This is a genomic window from Lysobacter soli (assembly GCF_009755585.1).
Lineage (GTDB): Bacteria > Pseudomonadota > Gammaproteobacteria > Xanthomonadales > Xanthomonadaceae > Lysobacter_J > Lysobacter_J soli.
In genome coordinates, this window is record NZ_CP046603.1 from 1,230,632 (window position 1) to 1,251,773 (window position 21,142).

Annotated in this window: 16 protein-coding genes and 1 pseudogene; 11 read left to right on the top strand and 6 right to left on the bottom strand. The window is 67.6% G+C overall.

The genetic code is table 11. The features are described 5' to 3' along the window. The first annotated feature begins 4 nt into the window (after window positions 1-4). Complete coding sequence (locus GOY17_RS05750) at window positions 5-1,132, top strand: inorganic phosphate transporter (RefSeq protein ID WP_115840890.1); 1,128 nt, start codon at window positions 5-7, stop codon at window positions 1,130-1,132. Window positions 1,133-1,196: 64 nt separating this feature from the next. Here the strand turns inward: GOY17_RS05750 and GOY17_RS05755 are convergent, their stop codons facing one another. Continuing rightward, a complete protein-coding gene (locus GOY17_RS05755) occupies window positions 1,197-1,607 on the bottom strand; it encodes a hypothetical protein (RefSeq protein ID WP_115840889.1) in 411 nt (136 codons plus the stop codon). A gap of 41 nt (window positions 1,608-1,648) precedes the next feature. On the opposite strand from GOY17_RS05755, the pseudogene GOY17_RS05760 reads away from it, so the two are divergent. Continuing rightward, window positions 1,649-1,981: pseudogene (locus GOY17_RS05760) on the top strand (MGMT family protein); the annotation flags it as partial. A gap of 198 nt (window positions 1,982-2,179) precedes the next feature. Then, window positions 2,180-2,833, top strand: a complete 654-nt coding sequence (locus GOY17_RS05765) for a rhomboid family intramembrane serine protease (protein WP_115840887.1) — start codon at window positions 2,180-2,182, stop codon at window positions 2,831-2,833. 82 nt (window positions 2,834-2,915) lie between these two features. On the opposite strand, the gene GOY17_RS05770 is transcribed toward GOY17_RS05765, so the two are convergent. Then, complete coding sequence (locus tag GOY17_RS05770; RefSeq protein WP_157029654.1) at window positions 2,916-4,919, bottom strand: M13 family metallopeptidase; 2,004 nt, start codon at window positions 4,917-4,919, stop codon at window positions 2,916-2,918. A gap of 172 nt (window positions 4,920-5,091) precedes the next feature. Further along, window positions 5,092-7,266, bottom strand: a complete 2,175-nt coding sequence (locus tag GOY17_RS05775) for a M13 family metallopeptidase (protein ID WP_157029655.1) — start codon at window positions 7,264-7,266, stop codon at window positions 5,092-5,094. Between the two features lie 232 nt (window positions 7,267-7,498). On the opposite strand from GOY17_RS05775, the gene GOY17_RS05780 reads away from it, so the two are divergent. From GOY17_RS05780 to GOY17_RS05800, 5 genes are all read left to right on the top strand, one after another. Then, the gene (locus GOY17_RS05780; protein WP_157029656.1) at window positions 7,499-8,626 is read left to right on the top strand and encodes an alpha/beta fold hydrolase; all 1,128 of its coding nucleotides are present in this window, start codon (window positions 7,499-7,501) and stop codon (window positions 8,624-8,626) included. 26 nt (window positions 8,627-8,652) lie between these two features. Further along, on the top strand, window positions 8,653-8,976 hold the full coding sequence (locus GOY17_RS05785) for a thioredoxin family protein (RefSeq protein ID WP_157029657.1): 324 nt from the start codon (window positions 8,653-8,655) through the stop codon (window positions 8,974-8,976). Between the two features lie 55 nt (window positions 8,977-9,031). Beyond that, window positions 9,032-10,108 carry an ROK family protein gene (locus GOY17_RS05790; RefSeq protein WP_157029658.1) on the top strand — a complete coding sequence of 359 codons (1,077 nt, stop codon included), beginning with the start codon at window positions 9,032-9,034 and terminating at the stop codon, window positions 10,106-10,108. Window positions 10,109-10,200: 92 nt separating this feature from the next. Further along, window positions 10,201-10,509, top strand: a complete 309-nt coding sequence (locus tag GOY17_RS05795; protein WP_147298543.1) for a hypothetical protein — start codon at window positions 10,201-10,203, stop codon at window positions 10,507-10,509. A gap of 51 nt (window positions 10,510-10,560) precedes the next feature. After that, a complete protein-coding gene (locus GOY17_RS05800; RefSeq protein WP_157029659.1) occupies window positions 10,561-11,949 on the top strand; it encodes an MBL fold metallo-hydrolase in 1,389 nt (462 codons plus the stop codon). A 33-nt stretch (window positions 11,950-11,982) separates the two neighbouring features. Here the strand turns inward: GOY17_RS05800 and GOY17_RS05805 are convergent, their stop codons facing one another. Then, on the bottom strand, window positions 11,983-13,809 hold the full coding sequence (locus tag GOY17_RS05805; RefSeq protein WP_157029660.1) for a monovalent cation:proton antiporter-2 (CPA2) family protein: 1,827 nt from the start codon (window positions 13,807-13,809) through the stop codon (window positions 11,983-11,985). Window positions 13,810-14,156: 347 nt separating this feature from the next. On the opposite strand from GOY17_RS05805, the gene GOY17_RS05810 reads away from it, so the two are divergent. Next, window positions 14,157-15,467, top strand: coding sequence for a DEAD/DEAH box helicase (locus tag GOY17_RS05810; RefSeq protein WP_157029661.1), 1,311 nt, complete (start codon window positions 14,157-14,159; stop codon window positions 15,465-15,467). A gap of 91 nt (window positions 15,468-15,558) precedes the next feature. Here GOY17_RS05810 and GOY17_RS05815 read toward each other — a convergent pair whose 3' ends face one another. Next, window positions 15,559-15,993 carry a YybH family protein gene (locus GOY17_RS05815; protein ID WP_157029662.1) on the bottom strand — a complete coding sequence of 145 codons (435 nt, stop codon included), beginning with the start codon at window positions 15,991-15,993 and terminating at the stop codon, window positions 15,559-15,561. Window positions 15,994-16,009: 16 nt separating this feature from the next. Then, a complete protein-coding gene (locus GOY17_RS05820; RefSeq protein WP_157029663.1) occupies window positions 16,010-17,047 on the bottom strand; it encodes a L,D-transpeptidase in 1,038 nt (345 codons plus the stop codon). A gap of 184 nt (window positions 17,048-17,231) precedes the next feature. On the opposite strand from GOY17_RS05820, the gene GOY17_RS05825 reads away from it, so the two are divergent. After that, window positions 17,232-17,990, top strand: a complete 759-nt coding sequence (locus tag GOY17_RS05825) for an FkbM family methyltransferase (RefSeq protein WP_192630133.1) — start codon at window positions 17,232-17,234, stop codon at window positions 17,988-17,990. A 27-nt stretch (window positions 17,991-18,017) separates the two neighbouring features. Further along, a complete protein-coding gene (locus GOY17_RS05830) occupies window positions 18,018-21,008 on the top strand; it encodes a hypothetical protein (RefSeq protein ID WP_157029665.1) in 2,991 nt (996 codons plus the stop codon). Window positions 21,009-21,142: the final 134 nt, after the last annotated feature.

A 21,142-nucleotide genomic window follows, 5' to 3' on the forward strand; every position in this document is an offset into this window, starting at 1 on the left:
TCCGATGCTGACCCTGGTCCTGGTCGTGGTATTCGCGGCGCTCGCCTTCGAATACATCAACGGCTTCCATGACACCGCCAATTCCATCGCCACCGTCGTGGCGACCAAGGTGCTGTCGCCGATACAGGCCGTGATGCTGGCCGCGAGCACCAACCTGCTCGGCGCGCTGTGGGGCACGGCGGTGGCCAAGACGATCGCGTCGGGCCTGCTGGACACCGGCGTGGTGGAAGTCACCTCGCAGCTGATCCTGTGCGCGCTGCTGGGTGCGATCGTGTGGAACCTGATCACGTGGTGGAAGGGCCTGCCGTCCTCGTCCTCGCACGCGCTCATTGGCGGCCTGTGCGGTGCGGCCGTCGCCGCGGCAAGCAACAACTTCCATTCGGTGATCTGGTCGCATCCCGCGGACCCCTGGTACAAGAGCGCCGGCGTGCTGTGGAAGGTGGTCGTGCCGATGTTCTCCTCGCCGCTGCTGGGCTTCGCTGCCGGCTTCGTGGTGATGGGCGTGCTGTTCGCGATCATCTCCTTCATGGCCAGCAGCGGCGGCGTGCTGGCGCGCATGGCGCGCCCGCGCTGGGTCAACGCGTTCTTCGGCAAGGCGCAGCTGGTGTCGGCGGCGGGCATGGGCTTCGCGCACGGCATGAACGACGCGCAGAAGACGATGGGCATCATCGCGCTGGCGCTGGTCGGCGCGCAGTCGGCCGGCACGCTGGACAACCTGCCGTCGTGGCTGGCATTCCTGCATCCGTCGCAGGCGGCGCTTGAAAACAACGACATCGACCTGTGGATCAAGCTCACCTGCGCCGTGGTGATGGCCGCCGGTACTGCCGCTGGCGGCTGGCGCATCATCAAGACGCTCGGCCACAAGCTGGTGAAGCTGCATCCGATCAACGGCTTCGCGGCCGAAACCAGCGCGGCGGCGGTGATCATGGCGGCGTCCTCGCTCGGTATCCCGGTCTCGACCACGCACAACATCTCCTCGGCGATCATGGGCGTGGGCACGGCCAAGCGCTTCAACGCGATCAAGTGGACGGTCGTGGAGAAGATGATCTGGGCGTGGATCCTCACGATCCCGGCGGCCGGCGGCATCGCCTACGCGTTCTTCGAGCTGTTCCGGTTCTTCGGCTGGGCTTGAGCCCGCCACGAACATGAAAAAGGCCCGCGATGCGGGCCTTTTCTTCAGGTGCTTGCGGCCGACCTCAGAACAGATCGCCGCCTGCCGACAGCATGCGTTCCATGCGATCGCCCAGGCCACCGATCTCGAGCACGAGGCGGTCGATTTCCGCCGGGTCCAGGCCGTCGTAGGGGCGGTTCTCGCACAGTTGCAGGTGCGGGACGCCGTCGAGGTCGCCGATGGCGAGGTAACCCACGCGGCTTTCCCAGTTGAAGATGAGCGCGCGCTTGGCGTCCAGGCCGGTGATCGGCGCGACGGCCGTGCTCACGCGCAGGTACGGACGGCCGTCGTCGTCGTCCAGCTCGGACAGGAAGATCGCCTGGTGGCGGGTGCCGTGTTCGAGCGACAGTTCGATGCACAGCACGTCGACGTCGTGGTCGGTCAGGCGGAATTTCGCGGCCTGGAGGTGGCTGCGGATCGAATCGAAGTTGCGCACGGAGAGCGGCTCCTGCCGGGGGAGACCGGTATGCTACCGCGATGGGCAAGCCCGCTGCCGACGACGCACATGGACGGATTCTTGCCGCGATCCGCGCGATCCCGGCGGGTGAGGTCGCCGGCTACGGCGAAGTGGCCCGCCGCGCGGGCCTGCCCGGTCGCGCACGGCTCGTGGCACGCCTGCTCGGCCAGAACGACGATCCGGCGCTGCCGTGGCATCGCGTCCTGCGTTCGGATGGCCGCATCGCGTTCCCCGACGGTTCGAAGGGATTCCGCGAACAGAGCCAGCGCCTACGCGCCGAAGGCGTGCGCGTGGAATCGGGCAAGGTGAAGGGCCAGCGCGCCGCCGCGACGCTGGACGAGCAGATGTGGGGCATGCCCATGTCTCCGCCCGCCGCGCGCAAACGCAGCAGCACCACGACGAAGCCCGCCCGGGCCGCTCGGAAGGCGCCCACCCCCGCCACGACCCGGCGCGCCACACGCGGCTGACGGCCGCCTCGCCGACCGTGTATCGCGCGCGAACGCAACCGGCCTTCGCGACGGCTACCATGTAGCGCACTCGAAGGAGCCGCGATGTTTTCCAACCTTCCCCCCGTCACCAAGGCCCTGCTGATCGCGAACGGACTGGTGTTCGTGCTGCAGCTGATCATCGGCGACGTCGCACTGGCGCAGTTCATGCTCTGGCCGCCGCACAGCGATGCCGACCTGTACGGCGTCGGTTTCATGCCGTGGCAGGTCGTCACCTACGGTTTCATGCACGGCGGTTTCGCCCACCTGTTGTTCAACATGCTCGCGCTGGCGATGTTCGGTGCGCCGCTGGAACACGTGTGGGGCGATCGTCGCTATCTCACCTACTACATGGTCTGCATCGTCGGCGCGGCGCTGTGCCAGTTGGCGGTGGGCATGTGGACGGTTTCGCAGGGCGAGCCGGCGTATCCGACGGTGGGCGCCTCCGGTGGCATCTTCGGCCTGCTGCTCGCGTACGGCATGCTGTTCCCGAACCAGCGCGTGATGCTGCTGATTCCGCCGATCCCGATGAAGGCGCGCACGCTGGTGATCGTCTACGGCGCGATCGAGCTGCTGCTGGGCATCACCAACACGATGCCGGGCGTGGCGCATTTCGCGCACCTGGGCGGCATGCTGTTCGGCTGGCTGCTGATCCGCTACTGGCGCGGGCAGCCGCCGTTCGGACGCAAGGGGCCGCCGAAGATGCGGGTGGTGAGATAGCAGGGGCCGTCACCCCTGCAAAAGCCGGATCCAGGCCTCAGGTCCGAAGGCATTCCAGCGAACGCTGGAATGCCTTTTTGCGTTACGGGAACAGCCGAACCTGTTGATCCGCCGCCAGTTGCATCGCGTTGCCCGGCTTGCACGCATTCGCCTCGCCGAACGACGGCTGGTTGCGCAGCGGGCCGTTCGTGCGCCACTGGCCCGGTGCGTGCACGCTGGTGGCGGCGCGCTGGCGTGCGATTTCCTCGGTCATCCGCTGCGGCCACAGCGACGCCCAGCCCTTGTAGAACGACTGCTGCGCCGGCTTCGCGGCCGACGGTTCGGCACTGCCGAACGCCGACCACGCCAGCTCGACGCCCGCCAGGTCGGCGATGTTCTCGTCCGCGGTCTGCGCGCCGTTGACCTTCACGCCTTTCAGTTCGGGATAGTCGAAGCCCGAGTACTGCGCGGCGATGCGCTTGCTCAATCCATCCCACGCGCTGGTTTCGGTCGGCGTCCACCAGTCGCGCAGTTCCTGTTTCGAATCGACGTAGCGGCCGCGATTGTCGAAACCGTGGCTCAGCTCGTGGCCGACCAGCGCGCCGTACGAACCGTACAGCCACGCCGCATCCTTCGTCGTGTCGAACACCGGCGGCTGCAGCATCGCGGCGGTGACGATCAGGCGGTTCTGCGTGATGTCGTAGGCGAGCAAAGGATCCTGCGGCAGCACGTCCCAGCGGCGATCGGCGTTGCCGCGACCGATGCGCTTCATTTCCTCGCGATGCCGCCACGTGGAGGCGATCAGCATGTTGCTGCCGAAGCTGCCGCGGCCCATCGGCTGCACGGTGTAATCGAGATCGCGATTGGGCGTGCCGACCTCGATCTTCAGCCTGTCGAGCTTCGTCTTCGCCTCGGCCTTCGCCGCCGCGCTGAAACGCGTGTCGCGATCGAGCGCCTGTCCGAGCGCCTCGCGCACCTGTTTTGCGATGTCCTCGGCGCGTTTGTCCGTGGCGGGCGAGTAGTAACGCGCCGCGTATTCGTGGCCGACCATCGGGCCGGCCGCGAGCGTGATCGCATCCAGCACCTGCTGCGGACGTGACTGGGGCGCGGCGAGTCCGCGCAGCACGCGGCCGCGGAACTCGAACTCCGCATCGCGGAACGACTTGGCCAGGTACGGCGCCATCGCATCGCCCACGCGCCAGCGCAGGTAGGCCTTCCACTGCGCCGGCTTCAGGCTGCCGACCAGCGTGTCGAGCTGCGTGAACAACTGCGGGTTCGCCATCGATACGCGATCGTCGGTGACGCCCTGCGCCTTGAGGAAATCGCCCAGCTGCAGGCGCTTGTACTGCTTGGCGAGCGTTTTCGTATCGACCGGCGCGAAGTTCGCGCGCGGATCGCGCAGGTCGATTAGCGACTTCGACGCGGTCGCGATGCGCGTCTCCAGGTCGAGCACCGCCTGCGCATCGGTCTTGATCTGCGCTTCCGGCGTACCGGTCAGCGCGAGGATCTTCTCGATGTAGTTGCGGTAACGGCCCATCAGCGCCTGCGTGTCGGCGTCGTTGCGCGTGTAGTACGCCGGGTCCGGCAGGCCGAGGCCGCCCTGCGCGAAATAGCCGATGTGGCGTTCGAGATCCTGCAGGTCGACATCGGCGCCGAAGTTGAACACGACCGGGATGCCGACCTGGTGCAGCGCGGCGATCGAGGGCGGGATGTCCTTTGCATTCTTGATGGCATCGATGCGCGCGATCAGCGGTGCGATCGGCTGCGCGCCATCGCGCTCGACGGCCGCTTCGTCCAGGCCGCTGGCCCAGAAGTCGCCGAGCAGCTTCTGCACGTTGTTCTGTGGCGACTTCGACGCGGCATCCAGCAGGTCCAGCTGCTGCTGGCGCGAACGTGCGGCCAGCTGCTCCAGCGCGGAGGTAGAGCCGGACGCGGGCGGCGTCGTGTTGCTGCGCAGCCAGTCGGCATTGGCGCTGGCGTAGAAGTCGCTGCAGGCGGTGGGCGCGGCCGGGGCCTTCGGCTTGGCCGCGCGCTTCTTCTGCGCGTCGGCGTGGGGCATGGCGATGAGGCAGGCGATCAGCGCGCAGGCGAGCGGACGAACGTTCATGGCGGCTCCGTACCTGGGGGAGGGCAGGGTGGCCGGAGTCTAGCAACGGCGATGTGAGCGTCCGTCCTCACGCGCAGGGCGCCTTCGACGCAGAAAAGAAGGCCCGGGGAAACCCGGGCCTTCGCGCGGCCGACGACGAGTGCGGCCGTGTCTTACGGTGTGGCTTGCACGATTACCAGATGACGACCTGCTTGTCGCCTTCGCGCACCATCGGCTGGCCCGGCTTGCACTCGAACGCGGCGGCGAATGCCGGCAGGTTCGACGGCGCGCCGATCGCGCGGAAGTTGGCCGGCGCGTGCGGGTCGGTCTTCAGGCGAACCTGCAGTTCTTCCGGCTTGAAGTTGCGGCGCCACACGGTGCCCCAGTTGAGGAAGAAGCGCTGGTCGCGCGTCAGGCCGTCGGTCTTCGGGTCTTCCTTGCCTTCGGTCGCCTTCTTCATCGCGTCGTAGGCCGTCGCCAGGCCGCCGAGGTCGGCGATGTTCTCGCCCAGCGTCAGCTTGCCGTTGACGTGCGCGCCCTTGGCGGCTTCGTAACCGTTGAACTGCTGCACGAGCTTGTCGGTGCGGCCGGTGAAGCCCTTCGCGTCGGCGTCGGTCCACCAGTTCTCGAAGTTGCCCGAAGCACCGAAGCGGCTGCCCTGGTCGTCATAGCCGTGCGTCATCTCGTGGCCGATCACCGCACCGATGCCGCCGTAGTTGGTGGCGTCGTCGGCGTTGGGATCGAAGAACGGCGGCTGCAGGATGGCGGCCGGGAAGACGATCTCGTTCTGCAGCGGGTTGTAGTAGGCGTTCACCATCTGCGGCGGCATGCCCCATTCGGTGCGGTCGACCGGCTTGCCGATCTTGCCCAGGTTCCACTTGTAGTTGAACTCGTTGGCGGCCAGCACGTTGCCGATGTAGCTGTCGCGGCTGGTCTCAAGACCGGTCCAGTCGCGCCACTTGTCCGGGTAGCCAATCTTCGGCGTGAAGGCGGCCCACTTCTCCTCGGCCTTCTTCTTCGTTTCGTCCGACATCCAGGCCAGGCCTTCGATGCGCGTCTTCAGCGAGGCGGAGAGGTTCTTCACCAGCTCCTCCATGCGTGCCTTCGATTCGGCGGGGAAGGCCACCTTCACGTACATCTGGCCCATCGCTTCGCCGGCCTCGTTCTCGATCGTGTCGAGCACGCGCTTGCCGCGTTCCTTCAGCTCGGCCTGGCCGCGCAGGGTCTTGTTGTAGAAGTTGAAGTTTTCCTGCACGAAGTTGTCCGACAGGAACGGCGATGCGCTGTCGACGGTGTGGAAGCGCAGGTAGCTCTGCCACTGCTGCGCCGGCACGTCGGCCAGCATCTTGCTCACTTCGGCGTGGAACGCCGGCACCGACAGCGAGAACATCTTGGGCTGCGCGACGCCCTGCGAATCGAAGAACTTCGTCCACGGGAAGTTCGGGGCCAGCTTGTCTGCGTCGGCCAGGCTCACCGGGTTGTAGTACAGCGAGACGTCGCGCGAAAGTTCCTCGCTCGACTTGGACACCTTCGCCAGGCGGGTTTCGAACGCGATGACGTCCTGCGCCTGCTTGGCGGCGTCGGCGGCCGGCACGCCGGACAGTTCGAGCACCTTGGCGATGTGCGCCTGGTAGGCGTCGAGCTTTTCCTTGTTTTCCGGCTTGGTGTAGTACTCCTTGTCCGGCAGGCCCAGGCCGCCCTGCGAGGCGTAGGCGATGTTGTTCTTGGAGTCCTTGAAGTCCGCTTCGGCGCCGAAGCCGAACAGGTAGTTCTCACCCTTGGCGGCGCTGGTGCGGATGTAGTCGGCGATCTTCTCCGGGGTGTCGAGCGCGGCGATCGCGTCGAGCTTGCCCTGGATCGGCTTGATGCCCTGTTCGTTGATCTTCGCCGCGTCCATGCCGGTGGCCCAGAAGTCGCCGACGATCTTCTCGACGCCCTTGGCGTTCTTGTCGGCGCCGGCCTGCTCGGCCAGCTGGCGCTGCACGGCGGTGGAGCGCTCGTCCAGCATTTCGAACGCGCCCCACGAGGTGCGGTCGCCCGGGATGGCGTTGGCGGCGAGCCACTTGCCGTTGACGTAACCGCCGAAGTCTTCGCACGCGTTCTTGGAGGTATCCAGGTCCGCGACGGTGAAGCGGTTCACGCCCGGCAGCTTGCTCTCGTCGAGCGTGTAGGCGACGGGCGCGTCGGCCGGCTTGGCGGCGTCGGCGGCCGGGGTAGCAGCTTCGTCCTTCTTCCCGCACGCGGTCAGCGCGGCGGCGACGGCGAGGGACAGGACGAGGACTTGGGGTTTGTTGAGGCTCACGAAGGGCTCCGGCCGGCAGGCATAAGGGAGTTGGGACAGGCCCCGGGGCGGGGCGTTGGGCGACATTAGACCCGATTGTCCCAAGCCGAGGGTGTCGAAGGTCACGTTGACGGGGCGGCCGGGAACAGGCGGCTCGGGGCGTCGGACGCCCGGATCGGCAAAGCCGGCGTCGCCGGCCGCGGATGGCCGGCTATCGAACCAGCACGGCCCGTAACGCAACGGCTCGCGCGCTGAACGTATCCCTTGTGCCAGGGCGGCAGCGATTCCTAAGCTCCGCCGATCCGGAAAGGGGACATTCATGAAGAAAGTCGTATTCGCCCGCCTTTTTGCCGCGTTCGCGATGGTCGCCAGCGCCTTCGCCGCGAACGCGCAGGCCTGCAAGGACACCGCGACCTACGAGCCCGCGCGCAAGATCATCGCGGACCTGGGCCGCATCGAGACGCCCAACGGCGTGCAGGAGTCCTACAAGACCCGCATCAACGGCATCGACCAGTGGGTGAACGTACGCGGGCAGGATCGCGACAACCCGATCGTCCTGTTCGTGCACGGCGGGCCGGCCTCGCCGCTGACGCCGACGCTGTGGCAGTTCCAGCGTCCGCTGGAGGAGTACTTCACGATGGTGACGTACGACCAGCGCGGCGCCGGCAAGACCTTCGTCGCCAATGATGAAGCGAAGGTCGCGGACACCATCCACATCCCGAACTTCGTCGACGACGTCGTCGCCATGGCCGAGGACGTGCGCGCGCGTTACGGCAAGCGCAAGCTGATCCTGATGGGGCACAGCTGGGGCACGATCATCGCGATGCAGGCGGCGCTGAAGCGCCCGGACCTGTTCCATGCGTACATCGGCGTCGGCCAGGTGATCAACGTGCGCGAGAACGAGCGCATCAGCTTCGACTATGCGATGGCGACGGCGAAGGCGAAGGGCAACGCCGAGGCGGTTCGCCAGATGGAAGCCATCGCGCCGTATCCCGGCAACACGCCGATCACGCGCGAACGCATCATCGCCGCGCGCAAGTGGGCGCAGTATTACGGTGGCCTCACGGCGTATCGCGACGAATCGACGTACTTCTATCGCGCGCCGCTACTGTCGCCGGAATACACCGACGCCGAGCGTTGCGCCGTCGATGCCGGCAACGTGTTCACGCTCGGGCGCATCCTGCCGGAGTTCCTCGCGGTCGACATGTCGGGTGTGCGCGAGTTTCCGATCCCGGTGCTGATGTTCATGGGGCGCCACGACTACACCACGCCGTCGGAGCCGACCGATGCATGGCTGAAGCAGGTGAAGGCGCCGTACAAGCAGGGCGTGTGGTTCGAGCACGCCTCGCACATGGTGCCGTGGGAGGAGCCGGGCAAGCTGCTGGTGAGCCTCGTGCAGTACGTGCGGCCACTTGCCGACGACACGCCCGGCGTCACGAAGAAGTAACGCCGTATCGCGTCTGCTTCGCATCGATGGGATACGTCCGCAGCTATACCGACGACGAACCCGCCCGCGCCGATGTCGACGCGTGGGCGGGCATCTCCGTGCTCGAATTCGGCACGAACTGGTGCGGCTACTGCACCGGTGCGCAGTCGGCGATCGAGGTCGTGCTGGCGCCGCTGGACGACGTACGGCACGTCAAGGTCGAAGATGGCCCGGGGCGTCCGCTCGGGCGCTCCTATCGCGTGAAGTTGTGGCCGACGCTGATCGTGCTGCGTGACGGTGAAGAGGTCGCGCGCGTCGTGCGGCCATCGACGGCGGAAGAAATCCGGCAGGCGCTGGCGGCGGTCGGCTAAGCCAATCGCGCGTGCTTTTGACGCGTCGTAGCCGCCTCGCGCCCGAAGATGGCGCATGGCCCGCCAGACTCCACGCAAACGTCCCACCTCCCGCCGTACGAAAGCCGGCGGCCCGCACGGCGTGTCGCGCCTGCCCGGATTGACGATCGACAGCTACAACCTCGCGATCCCCGATCCGGAAGGCGACGGTTTCCTCGGAGATCGCGCGAGCCAGACCGCGTTCCGCCAGGTGCTCGACACCGTGCGCAAGGTCCACGCCACCGGCAAGGACCCTTTCGGTCGCACGCGCAGCGACGAACTGTCGAAGAAGGACATCGACCTGGTGCTGCTCGGCGGCGACGCCGACGCCTCGCATGTGACGCACCTGGCGGTGGAGGAATACGCGCGCAGGCTGGTGCATGTCGTGCAGCGCTTTCGAGAGCAGCCCTCGTGGGACGGCGTGAAGCGGATCGTGATCGGCGGCGGCATGCCGGAAAGCCAGTTCGGCCAGCTCGCGATCCGCCGCGCGCAACGCATGCTCCGTAGCGCACGAAGTGGCGTGACGCTGCACGTCCTGTCGCACGATCCCGACGAAGGCGGCCTGCTCGGCTGGACGCAACTGCTGCCGGCGAATTACCGGCGCTTCGATGCGTTCCTCGCCGTGGACGTCGGCGGCACCAACATCCGCTGCGGCATCGTCGAACCACGCCTGTCGAAATCGGCGGACGGCGCGAAGGCGCGCGTGATCGAAAGCATGCAGTGGCGACACGCCGACGACGACCCCGGGCGTGGCGAGGCGATCGAGCGGCTCGCGGCGATGCTCAACGGTTTGTCGGCCTTCTCCCGCACGATCGGGTTGCGACTGGCGCCGTTCGTCGGCATCGCGTGCCCCGGGCAGATCGAGCCCGACGGCCGCATTCCGCAGGGCGCGCAGAACCTGCCGGGCGACTGGGAAGCGCCGTTCCACCTGCCGGGCGAGCTTGGGCGCAGGCTCGACCGCATGGGCGGCCGCGTGCCGGTCGTCGCGATGCACAACGACGCCGTCGTGCAGGGATTGAGCGAACGCCCGCGCATGCGCGGCGCGAAACGCTGGGGCGTGCTCACGATCGGCACGGGGCTCGGAAACGCGAGCTTCACCAACCTGCGCGCGTGACGCATTCGTTACGCGCGAATCACACGAAGCTCCACGTCGGAATCACGCATCGTCGCGAAGACTCCAGCACGTCACCCACCACGGAGCGCACGATGGACAGCACCGTCGCCAACGCCGCCTACGGCGCCAATTCGTTTCTCTTCCTCTGCATCTTCGCCTTCGGCCTGATCCTCGCGATCCTGTGGATCCTCGTGCCGTTCGCCGTGTTCGGCATCAAGGGCCTGCTGCGTCGCATCGCGCGCAGCCTGGAGGTGATCGAGAAGCAGAACGTCGATCTGCTCGCCGCATGGCGCGACACGCCGCGCGATTACGGTCGTCCGGCTGAGAGCGTTGTCTATCGCGACGTCCGTGCCGACGGCACGGTGGTGCGCGAGGAGCGCATCGTCCCGCCGCCGCGCTGACGCGATCGCCGGCGCGCGCCGTGGTAGCGTTCGCGCAACAGGAGGAATCCGATGCGCGTGCATTTCCACGGTGCGGCCGGCGAAGTCACCGGTTCGCTGCATGAAGTCGAAGCGGCCGGGCGGCGCGTGCTGCTCGACTGCGGAATGATCCAGGGGAGTCCCGAAGCCGAACGCCGGAACGCCGAAGCGTTCCCCTTCGATCCGGCCGCGCTCGATGCGCTGGTCATCAGTCACGCGCACATCGACCACATCGGCCGCGTGCCCTTGCTGGTTCGACGTGGTTTCCGCGCGCCGATCTACGCGCAGCAGGCCACGGCCGAATTGATGCCGATCATGTTGATGGATGCGGCATCGATTTCCGAGGGCGATGCCGAGCGCCACAACCGCTACCGCCGCGCCGGCGAGCCCGAAGCGCAACCGTTGTTCACGCGCGAAGACGTGACCGCTGCGATGGAGCTGGTGCGGCCCCTTCCGTACGACACGCGCACCACGATCCTGTCCGGCGTCGACATCGCGTTCCGCGAAGCGGGGCACATCCTCGGCTCGTCCAGCGTCGAACTTTGGGCAGACGAGCGGAAACTCGTGTTTTCGGGCGACCTCGGCCCGAAGGGCACGCCGATCCTCCGCGATCCGGCGGACATCGATCGTGCGAACCTGGTGCTGATGGAATCCACGTACGGCGATCGCCTGCATCGCGATCGGGCCGAGACCATCCGCGAACTTGGCGACATCCTCGACACCGCGTGGCGCGACGGCGGCAATGTGCTGATTCCCGCATTCGCCGTGGGTCGAAGCCAGGAGCTGCTGTACTGGTTCGCGCGGCATTGGGACGAGTGGCAGCTGTCGCGCTGGCACATCTTCCTCGACAGTCCGATGGCGGCCAAGGTCGTGTCCATCTACGACCGCCATGCCGACCTGTTCGACGAGGACGCGCAGCGCGTGTGGCGCGAGAAACCCAATCCGTTCCGCCTGCCGAACCTGCATTTCACGCAGTCGCGCGAGGAGTCGATGGCGATCAACCGCATCGAGCGCGGCGCGATCGTGATCGCTGGCTCGGGCATGGCGAACGCCGGTCGCATCCTGCATCACTTCCGCCATCGGCTCGATCGCCGGCAGACGCACGTTGTGTTCGTCGGCTACCAGGCCGAAGGCACGCTCGGCCGCCGCCTCGTCGATGGCGCGAAGTGGGTGCGCATCCACGGCCACGACGTGCGCGTGAATGCGCAGCGGCACACCGTCGGCGGACTGTCGGCTCACACCGACCAGCGCGGACTCATGGCGTGGTACGGCGCAATCGCCGGTGGCGATGGCACTGGGCATCCGCCACTTGCGCTGGTGCATGGCGAGGATCGCGCGCGCGAAGCGTTGGCCGGGGAGATAGGCGAGACCTACGGCGTGCAGGCGACCCTTGCGCGCCCGGGCGTGGCGCTCGACGTCTGACGTGGCCGGGAGCGGCATCCGCTCCCGTGTCGGTTACTCGCGACTTCCCTGCGTTGCTTCCGCGGTCTCGGCCGTCAGCGGCGTGGCGGCCGTGCGCGGGCGCGTGAACGGCGTTGGCGTCGGGCCCGGCGCAACGTTGCCGATCATCAGGCGAGTGCCGGCCATGACGCCTTCGGCCAGCTCCAGCTGCACGCGCTCGGCATCGCGGCGGCGAACTTCGTCGACGATCTCCAGCGCCTCATCCTTCGGTACGCCGAGCTGGCACAGCGCGTGGTGGCCGAAGCGGATCGCCGATTCGAACGTCTCGCGCACCTGCACGTCTACGCCGGCATTGATCAGTTCCAGCGAATGCTCGCGATCGAACGAGCGCACGAGCAGCTTCGCCTGCGAGAACTCGGCCTTTGCCAGTTCGACGATGCGGTTGGCGGCGTCCTTCTTGTCGACGCACACCGCGATGACCTGCGCCTTGTCGGCGCCGGATGCGCGCAGGACGTCCAGGCGCGTGCCATCGCCGTAGTAGATCTTGAAGCCGAACGTGCCGGCGCTGCGGATCATTTCGACGTCGGTGTCGATGATGGTGACGTCCACACCGCGCGCGAGCAGCGACTGGCTGACGACCTGGCCGAAGCGGCCGAAGCCGATCATCAGCACGCTGCCGGACAGGCCTTCGGCGACGTCGAGATCGTCGATCTTCTCTTCCTTGTGCTTGAGCCACGGACGCACCGTGAGCACGACCAGCGGCGTCAGCGCCATCGACAGCACGACGATCGCGGTGAGGTTGGCGTTCTGCGACGCGGCAATCACGCCGCTCGCGGCCGCGGTGGAATACAGCACGAACGCGAACTCGCCGCCCTGCGCCATCAGCGTGGCGCGGTCGAGCGCTTCGTGATGGCTGGAATCCATCAGGCGCGCGACGGTGTAGATGCACAGCGCCTTGACCAGCATCATCGCGAGCACGGCGCCGAGGATCGGCATCCAGTTCTCGCGCACCACCGACAGATCCAGCGCCATGCCCACGCCGAGGAAGAACAGGCCGAGCAGCAGGCCGCGGAAGGGCTCGACATCGGCTTCCAGCTGGTGGCGGAACGTGGATTCGGACAGCAGCACGCCGGCGAGGAACGCGCCCATCGCCATGGACAATCCACCCAGCTGCATCAACAGCGCCGAACCGAGCACGACCAGCAGCGCAGCGGCGGTCATCACCTCGCGCGCGCGCGCCGCGGCGAGCAGGCGGAACAGCGGATTGAGCAGCCAGATGCCGGCGGCCAGCAGCGCGAGCAGCACGCCGGTGGCGATGCCGATCGACGTCCAGCGCGAGGCATCGCTGCTCGGCTCGCCGGGCGCCAGCAGCGCCACCAGCACCAGCAGCGGCACGATCAGCAGGTCCTCGAACAGCAGCACCGACACGATCTTCTGGCCGTGGGGCAGGGCGATGTCGCCGCGTTCGGCGAGCAACTGCATGACGATCGCGGTGGAGGTCAGCACGAAGCCCATCGCGCCGATGAACGCGACGACCGGCTCGTAGCCGAACAGCAGCCCGACGCCGGTGAGCGCAGCGGTGCAGGCGGCGATCTGCAGCGTGCCCAGCCCGAAGATCTGGCGCCGCAGGCTCCACAGGTGCGAGGGCCGCATTTCCAGGCCGATGACGAACAGGAACATCACCACGCCCAGCTCGGCGACATGCAGGATCGCCTGCGGATCGGAGAACCAGCCGAGGCCGAACGGGCCGATCACCAGTCCCGCGGCGAGGTACCCCAGCACCGAGCCCAGGCCCAGCCGCCTGAACACGGGCACGGCGACCACCGTCACGCCGAGCAGCGCAACCACCTTCACCAGATCGATCGATGCCGCATCCGCCATCTGTTTCCCCAAATCATGTGAACCGTACCGGCCCATGAAGCCTACACGGGTGGCAAGACCGGGCGCTTTCGCGTAGAGTCCGCCCTGTTCAGCGCACGGCTGCCTCCCCGCAAGGGTACGTTTCCCAGGTATGCCCGCCGTGGCCCGCGATCGCGGTCCGAGCAAACGGCTTCTATCCCGCACGTCTTTCGTAGCGCAGACACGGCCCGGATCGTCCGGACGCCGTCCAATCAGATCGCCGCCGGCGCGGTTCAGGGAACGCCGGGGCCATCACGCGACGTAACTTCGTCGCCGCCGTTGTTCACGGCGGTGCGACGCGATGGCGCGCGACAAGGAGCAACACCCGCATGACGTTCGAAACGATCGGGCTTTCGCCCGCGCTGCTGCGCGCCCTCGCAGAGCAGAACTACACCACCCCGACCCCCATCCAGGCCCAGGCGATCCCGCTCGCGCTCGCCGGTCACGACCTGCTGGGCGGCGCCCAGACCGGTACCGGCAAGACCGCCGCGTTCGGCCTGCCGCTGCTGCATCGCCTGTCCAAGCAGACCGCGCCGAACGGCTTCCGTCGCCCGCGCGCGCTGGTGCTGGTGCCCACGCGTGAGCTGGCGGTGCAGGTCAACGACAACCTGCGCGGTTTCGCCAAGCACCTGCGCATGAACATCAGCGCGATCTTCGGCGGCGCCGGCATGGGTCCGCAGGTCGAGATGTTCCGCCGCGGCGTCGACGTGCTCGTCGCCACGCCGGGCCGCCTGATCGACCACCTCGACCGCGGCACCGTCAAGCTCGATTCCATCGAACTGCTGGTGCTGGACGAAGCCGACCGCATGCTCGACATGGGCTTCCTGCCGGCGATGAAGCGCATCCTCGGCAAGCTGCCGCGCGAGCGCCAGACGATGATGTTCTCGGCCACGTTCGAAGCGCAGCTCAAGGCGCTGGCCGTGGAATTCATGCGCACGCCCAAGCAGGTGCAGGTGGCCGCGCAGAACACCATCGCGCAGACCATCAGCCATCGCGTGCACGTCGTGGATGCCGGCCGCAAGCGCGACCTGCTGGTCAGCGTGCTGAGCTCGCGCCACACGGATCAGGCCATCGTGTTCGGTCGCACCAAGCACGGCTGCAACCGCCTGGCCGAACAGCTGGAAGAAGCCGGCTTGGCCGCGGTCGCGATCCACGGCAACAAGAGCCAGGCGCAGCGACAGAAGGCGCTCAACGCGTTCAAGGCCGGCAAGGCCCGTGTGCTGGTCGCCACCGACGTGGCCGCGCGCGGCCTCGACATCCCGAACCTGCCGCTGGTGATCAACTTCGAGCTGCCGATGGTCGCCGAGGACTACGTGCACCGCATCGGCCGCACGGGCCGCAACGGCGCCAGCGGCGAAGCGCTGTCGCTGGTCGCGCCGGAAGAGGGCGGCCTGCTGCGTCAGGTGCAGAACATGCTCAAGACGGAAGTGGAGCTGGTCGAAGTCGAAGGCTTCGCGCCGAGCCGCCCGATCCAGATGAACGCCCCGCTGCCGAACCCGCGCCAGAAGGCGCCGGCACAGCGTCGTCCGGCGAACCGTCCGCACGGCAAGCCGGCGCAGCGCCATGCGCATGCCGGTCCGAAGCAGCACCGCAGCGGCGGCCAGGGCCGCGGTTCGCGTAGCGGCGTCGCGAACGGCTGATCGCCTGCCTCGTCAACGTGTTCGATGGAAGCGAAGCCCCGGCCAGTGCCGGGGCTTCGTCGTTTCAGGCTTGATTTTCAGGCCCGATCTTTCAGGCCGGTCGCTGCAGGATCGCCTTGAGCGTCGTGTGTTCGATCGGCGCGGACGTGTGTTCGTGCACCACTCTCCAGCCACCGTCGCGTCGCTGCAGCACGGCGGTCATGCGGTTCGACAGCGAACGCAGTTTGCTTCCGTCGATCGCGAGCGCCGTGTAGGTCACGGTGGCATGCCCGCACACCATGTCGCCGGCGACGAACGACGTTACGTCGTCGAACTCGACCTGCACGCTCTCGTCGCCGAGCGATCCGAACCACGTCTGCGCCATGCGTCGCCACGACGCGAGGCCCTGCATCGACCAGTCGTTCCACATGTCGAACACGTGCACGTCGTCGGCGTACGGCGTCACGAAGGCCTCGACGTCCTTCGCCAGCGCGGCGTCGCGGTAGCCATCGAGGAATTGGCGGAAGACATCGTTCGCGAGGTTCATGGCGTCTCCGAAGGTGTCAGCTTTGCGGCGGATCGGAATCGAGCACCTGCACCGGCGCGCCGCCGGTCGTCTCCGGTCGCACGTTCGCGTCGGTCACCAGCATCACCACGCCGGGCGTGAGCAGCGGCAGCACGGCGGCGACGAAATCGTGCGGGATCACGACGCGATCGATTGTCTCCGGCCCGAGCAGGCGGCCCGCATCCGGCCCGCTGCCCGGAATGCCGATGGTGCTCCAGTTCGGCATGCGCGTGCCGGGCAGCAGCGGGTTGTCGCCGGCGATGAAGCCGTCCTTGACGATGTAGGCGCGCGTGCCGAGCGGCTGGTCGGGCGTGCGGATCAGCACGCGCGAGCGGCCGATCTCGATGCCGTTGCGGAACACGATGACCTCGCCGTCGGCGGCGCTGAGCAGGATGGACACCGGGCCCTCGGTCGAAAGCTCGGGATGCCAGCGGTATTTCTGTCCGGCCTCCAGCGGTGGAATCGCCGCTTCGGCGCCCGTGTTCGGATTGATCGGAATGAGCGCCCCCGGATGCGTGACGTCCTCCGGCGAGCGTCCTTCCTGCGATACCACCACGACCATGCCCATGTTCGATGCGTCGAACAGCAGGCGCGCGAATTCCGACGGAAGGTGCACGCAGCCGTGCGACTCGGGATAGCCGGGCAGGCCGCCGGCATGCAGCGCCACGCCGTCCCAGGTCAGGCGCTGCATGTAGGGCATCGGCGCGGCGTTGTAGACGCTGGAGCGGTGGTCCTTGTCCTTCTGCAGGATCGTGAAGACGCCGGTCGGCGTCTCGTAGCCCTTGCGGCCGGTGCTGACCGTCGTGACGCCGATGGGCAGGCCGTTGCGATACACGACGGCGCGCTGCTCGGTGAGGCTCACCACCACGGCCAAGGGCCCGGCGCGGTTGTCGCCGCCCCAGATCCATTCGCCGGGCTTGAGCTGCGTCACCGGCGTATTCGCCGGACTCGATTGACGTGCGCCCCAGACGGGAACCGTGGACAGCGCGGTGCCGCAGAGCAACGACAGCGACAGTGCCAACAGGAGACGGGCCATGGCGGAATCCATTCACGAAAGACGGGTCGAGCCTAGCCTGAAGAGAAGGTTTCCCGCCATCGGGGCATGAGGTTTTTTCAGACGGTTCTCATTCTGCCGGGCGACGCCGGCCGCCAAGATTCCACCCATGACGCAGGGCCCGCGGGCCCTGCCATCCAGTGGCTTTCCATCGAGGCGCACCACCATGAACAACCTGCACAGTCCCGCCGAAGCGGTCCCGCAATTGTGGAAGACGCGCTACGGCGTCATGAATTCCGTGCCCGGCCGTTGCCCCGCATCGCGCTCGCTCGCGCAGTACGGCGAGTGGATCGAGCAGGAGCTCGACCAGTTGAGCGAGATCGTCGCCGACGACCAGCACGTGCTCGAGTTCGGCAGCGAGTACGGCGCGCACGCGCTGTGGTTCGCGCGCGCCGTGGGCGATCGCGGCAAGGTCCATGTCATCGAGCCGCGCCGCATGGTGATGCAGCAGCTGTGCGCGAACGTCGCGCTCAATGGCCTGCAGAACGTGCACACCCATCCGATGTGGCTGGGTCGCAACAGCGGCACGGCGGAACTGGGCTCGATCCTGTCCGACGTCGAAGGCACCGAGCGCAAGGAACGCGTGCCGGTGCGCACGCTTGACGAGCTCGACCTCGACGCGCTGCACCTGATCAAGATCAACTACGCCGGCGAACTGCTTGCGGTGCTGGAAGGCGCGGGTGGCACGATCCGTCGCCTGCGCCCCAACCTGTACTTCCGCATGGGCGAGCAGGATCTCGCCGAAGAGGAAGTCCGTCGCGTGAAGGACCTCGGCTATCGCGTGTGGTCGCACCTGCCGTACCTGTATTCGCGCAACAACCAGGTCGGCAACACCGTCAACATCTTCCCGGGCCGCGTGTACCAGAACGTGATCGCGACGCCGCAGGAAGGTGGAGTCGCCTTCGAGCGCCTGATCGAACTCTGATCGGGCGACATCGGGGCGGCGGCGATCATGGACCGGATCGGCGGAAGGCGCACGACGCACGCCGAGCGCATGCGGGCGGTGCGCTGGCGATTCGGCGCGGCGACCGTGCTGCTGCTCGCCGCCTGCGCGCGCTGGCCGCTTTCCGCGGTTTCCAACAAGGATGCGCCGCAGCCGGTTCCAGATGCGGCGCATGGTGGTTCGGAGTTGCCGACTGGCGCCATGGCGGCGCGCGCGGAGCACAACGACGTACTGCGCACGCGGGCAACTGCGTCGCGCGACCCGGGCGCTTCACATCGCGCGGCGCCTCGGGCTTCGATCGGGGCTTCGCGTCGCCACGCGGTGCCACGAGTGGGCGCGGGGCGCGGGCGCGAAGAGACGGTGCAACGTTCCGCGAGCGACGTTGATTCCGAAACTTCTGCGCTGACGCGAGGCAATCGCGAGCTGTCGCCAGAGATCGTGGGCGGCAGCGTTTTGACTGAAGTTGCGCCCGATGCGGTGGCGCCGCCATCGGAAATGGCGGTGCCCGCTGCGGCGGGTACCGAAATTCGTAACACCGCGCTTCATCCCGTCGGCGCCCCGGCCGTCGCGGATCCGCGTGATGAAGCCGACGCGTTCCAGGAGAACAACCAGCAGGTGTGGCGATGGTTGGCGGTGATGCCCGCGACCGTGCTGCTGCTTTTGATTGCAAGACGACGCATGCGCCCTCGGAGGGTCAGGAAGATGAACACGCAACGAGCTGAACTGACCGGGCCGCGTCCCTCGATGCCCGCCCCAACGTCGCGCGAGGCCGAGAAGGCGCGCGTGCGCATGTTCTCCGCGCGCGAGATCTACGCGCCTACGCATGCGTCGCATCGTGGTCCCTGGGAGGCGCCCGTCACGACGGAACGCGGCTTCGCGCATCGTTATGAAGTGGGCGCACAGGTCGGCGACGGACTGCTGTTCGTGCCGGGATTCGAAGCGCATCCGTTCGATGCGCAGGTGCCGTCACGAGCAGGGGAGGCCGTGGCCGACGCCGCGGCGCTCATCGCTCCCATGACAACCCGGCCGGCGACCATGAACGTGGAAGACGCGCGCGCATCCGTGCTGCCCGACGCCGTGCTGCCACTGGTCTTTGCCGTCGTTGCGGAACCGCCTGCCGAAGCCGCCCGTCAGAATGATGCATCCTTCGACAGGCACGTCTCCCGCAATACGCCCGGCTTGCGCGATACGGCGCCGGCACCGGCAATGGCCTCGCCGGAAGCGATGGCCCCAGCCGAAGCAAAGATCGCCGGTCAGGGCCCCGTGAGTGATGCGCGAGTAGCGTCGGTCGTGACGACTCCCGCGTCGGCGCGGCGTATGGAAAAGGACGCGCAGCCGGCGTCGCCACGGCGAGCGGAAACGACCAAGCCCAGCGGCACGACGGTGCTCGACCCTGCCGAGTTCTTCTCGAATGTCGCACGAGTGCCTGTTGCCAATGTTTCGGATTCGGCGCCCGCGGTAACGAAAGAACCGTACGCACAGCCCACGGTGACGCAACGGCCGACCGCCGCACAGCACGATCCCGTCGGCGAAGCGCGCAGGCTTGTCGAAGCAGGCGACCATCTCGCTGCACTTAAGCATCTGGAAGTCGCGATGCAGTCCGCGCATCCGCAGGATGACGTGTGGATGCTCGCCGCGTTGTGCTGGTGGCATGTCGCGCGTGCCGATGGCAGTCCGAAGGCGTACGCCAAGGCGGCGGACGCCATGGACCGCCTGCTTGAACGCGATCCGTCCCAGGCTGAACTCTGGTACCGCACCGGAAGCTGCCGTCTGCTCCAGGCCTCCGGCGAGCGCGGCGCGGCGCAGCGCGCGACGCTGGATGCCGCTATCGCCGCACTGCAACGTGCGGCGATGGAAGGCGGCCGTGTCGATCCGCTTCGCACCGAGACCCTCGGCGACGCTTTGTTCGAGCGCGCCGTCGCCGCGACGGACGAGCACCTGGTCGGACGGGCGCAGCGCATCGGCGAAGCCGTGCAGGTCCTGCGCGACGCCGCGCGAAGCCTGCGCGCCCCGGCGTCGCCGGCGGCCTGGAAGCTCCAGCAGGCGCTCCAGGCGCAGGCGAGCCTGCTGTCGGGCACCGAAGCGTCCCGCCTGCGACTGGAGGCCGACGCCGTGCTCGCCGCAGGCGCCCAGAGCGCCACTGCGCAGGAGCGCGTCGCATGGATTGCAGCAAAGGCCGAGAACGAACTCGCACACGCGGAACTCGCCGAAGGCGCAACACGCACGCTGCATCTGCGCGCCTTCCGCGAGAACTATCGCGATCTGCTGACTGGTTCGGATGCCTCCCCGCAGCTGCTGCTGAGCTGGCTCGAACTGCTGGCATTGGAGACTGCGCATTTGCGCGGCGACGCGGCGCGTTCCCGTTTTGAGGAAGGCGAGGTCATCCTCAAGCGCCTGGAAGATCGTTTGCCGAACGACGCGCATGTGGCGCTCGCGCGCGCACGGCTGCTGCATCGTCGCGCCACGCAATCCAGCGGTAGCGTGCGACACGCCGTGCTGTCAGACGCGATCGCGGGACTGATGCCGATGGTCGAACGCGGCGATGCGCCGCACCTCCAGATCGAGGTCGCCGAACTCCTGCTTGATCGCGCTGCCGGTGCCTCAACGACGCAGGCGGCGGGGGAGTACGCCGGTGCCGAGAAGATGGCATCGGGACTGCTCGATCATCCTGTCTTCGCGATGGCGGCAGCGCGTTGCGTACTGCAGGCGCGACTTGGCCAGTCGTCCGGCACTGTAGAGCCGCGGCTGTGTCAGCAGCTCGAGGCACTGGCAGGCGACGACGTCCGTGCGCGCTGGTTGCTTGCGCAGGCCGCATTGCGCAATGGCGCTCCGCGCGAGGCTTGCGGACACTGCGAGGCGGCCGCGCGATCCGGTGTGCGCCTGGATCAGGCGTTCATGCAGTTGTGGGATCAGGCCAGTCGCCAGTGGAGTGCCACGCTGCACAACCCGAAGGACCCGGCGTGGATGTCCAACCGGCAGCGTCTGCGCTCGGCGACGTGATCGGGTAAACGCTCGCGTTTGCGTAGCTCGCGAGCGACCGGGTTTGCGCCAGGGTTGCCTCATGCCGGCGCGCCGGTCAGCGTGCCGTAAGTCGGAGCCGCGAATCGATCAGTTTGTGTCGACTAGATCGACAG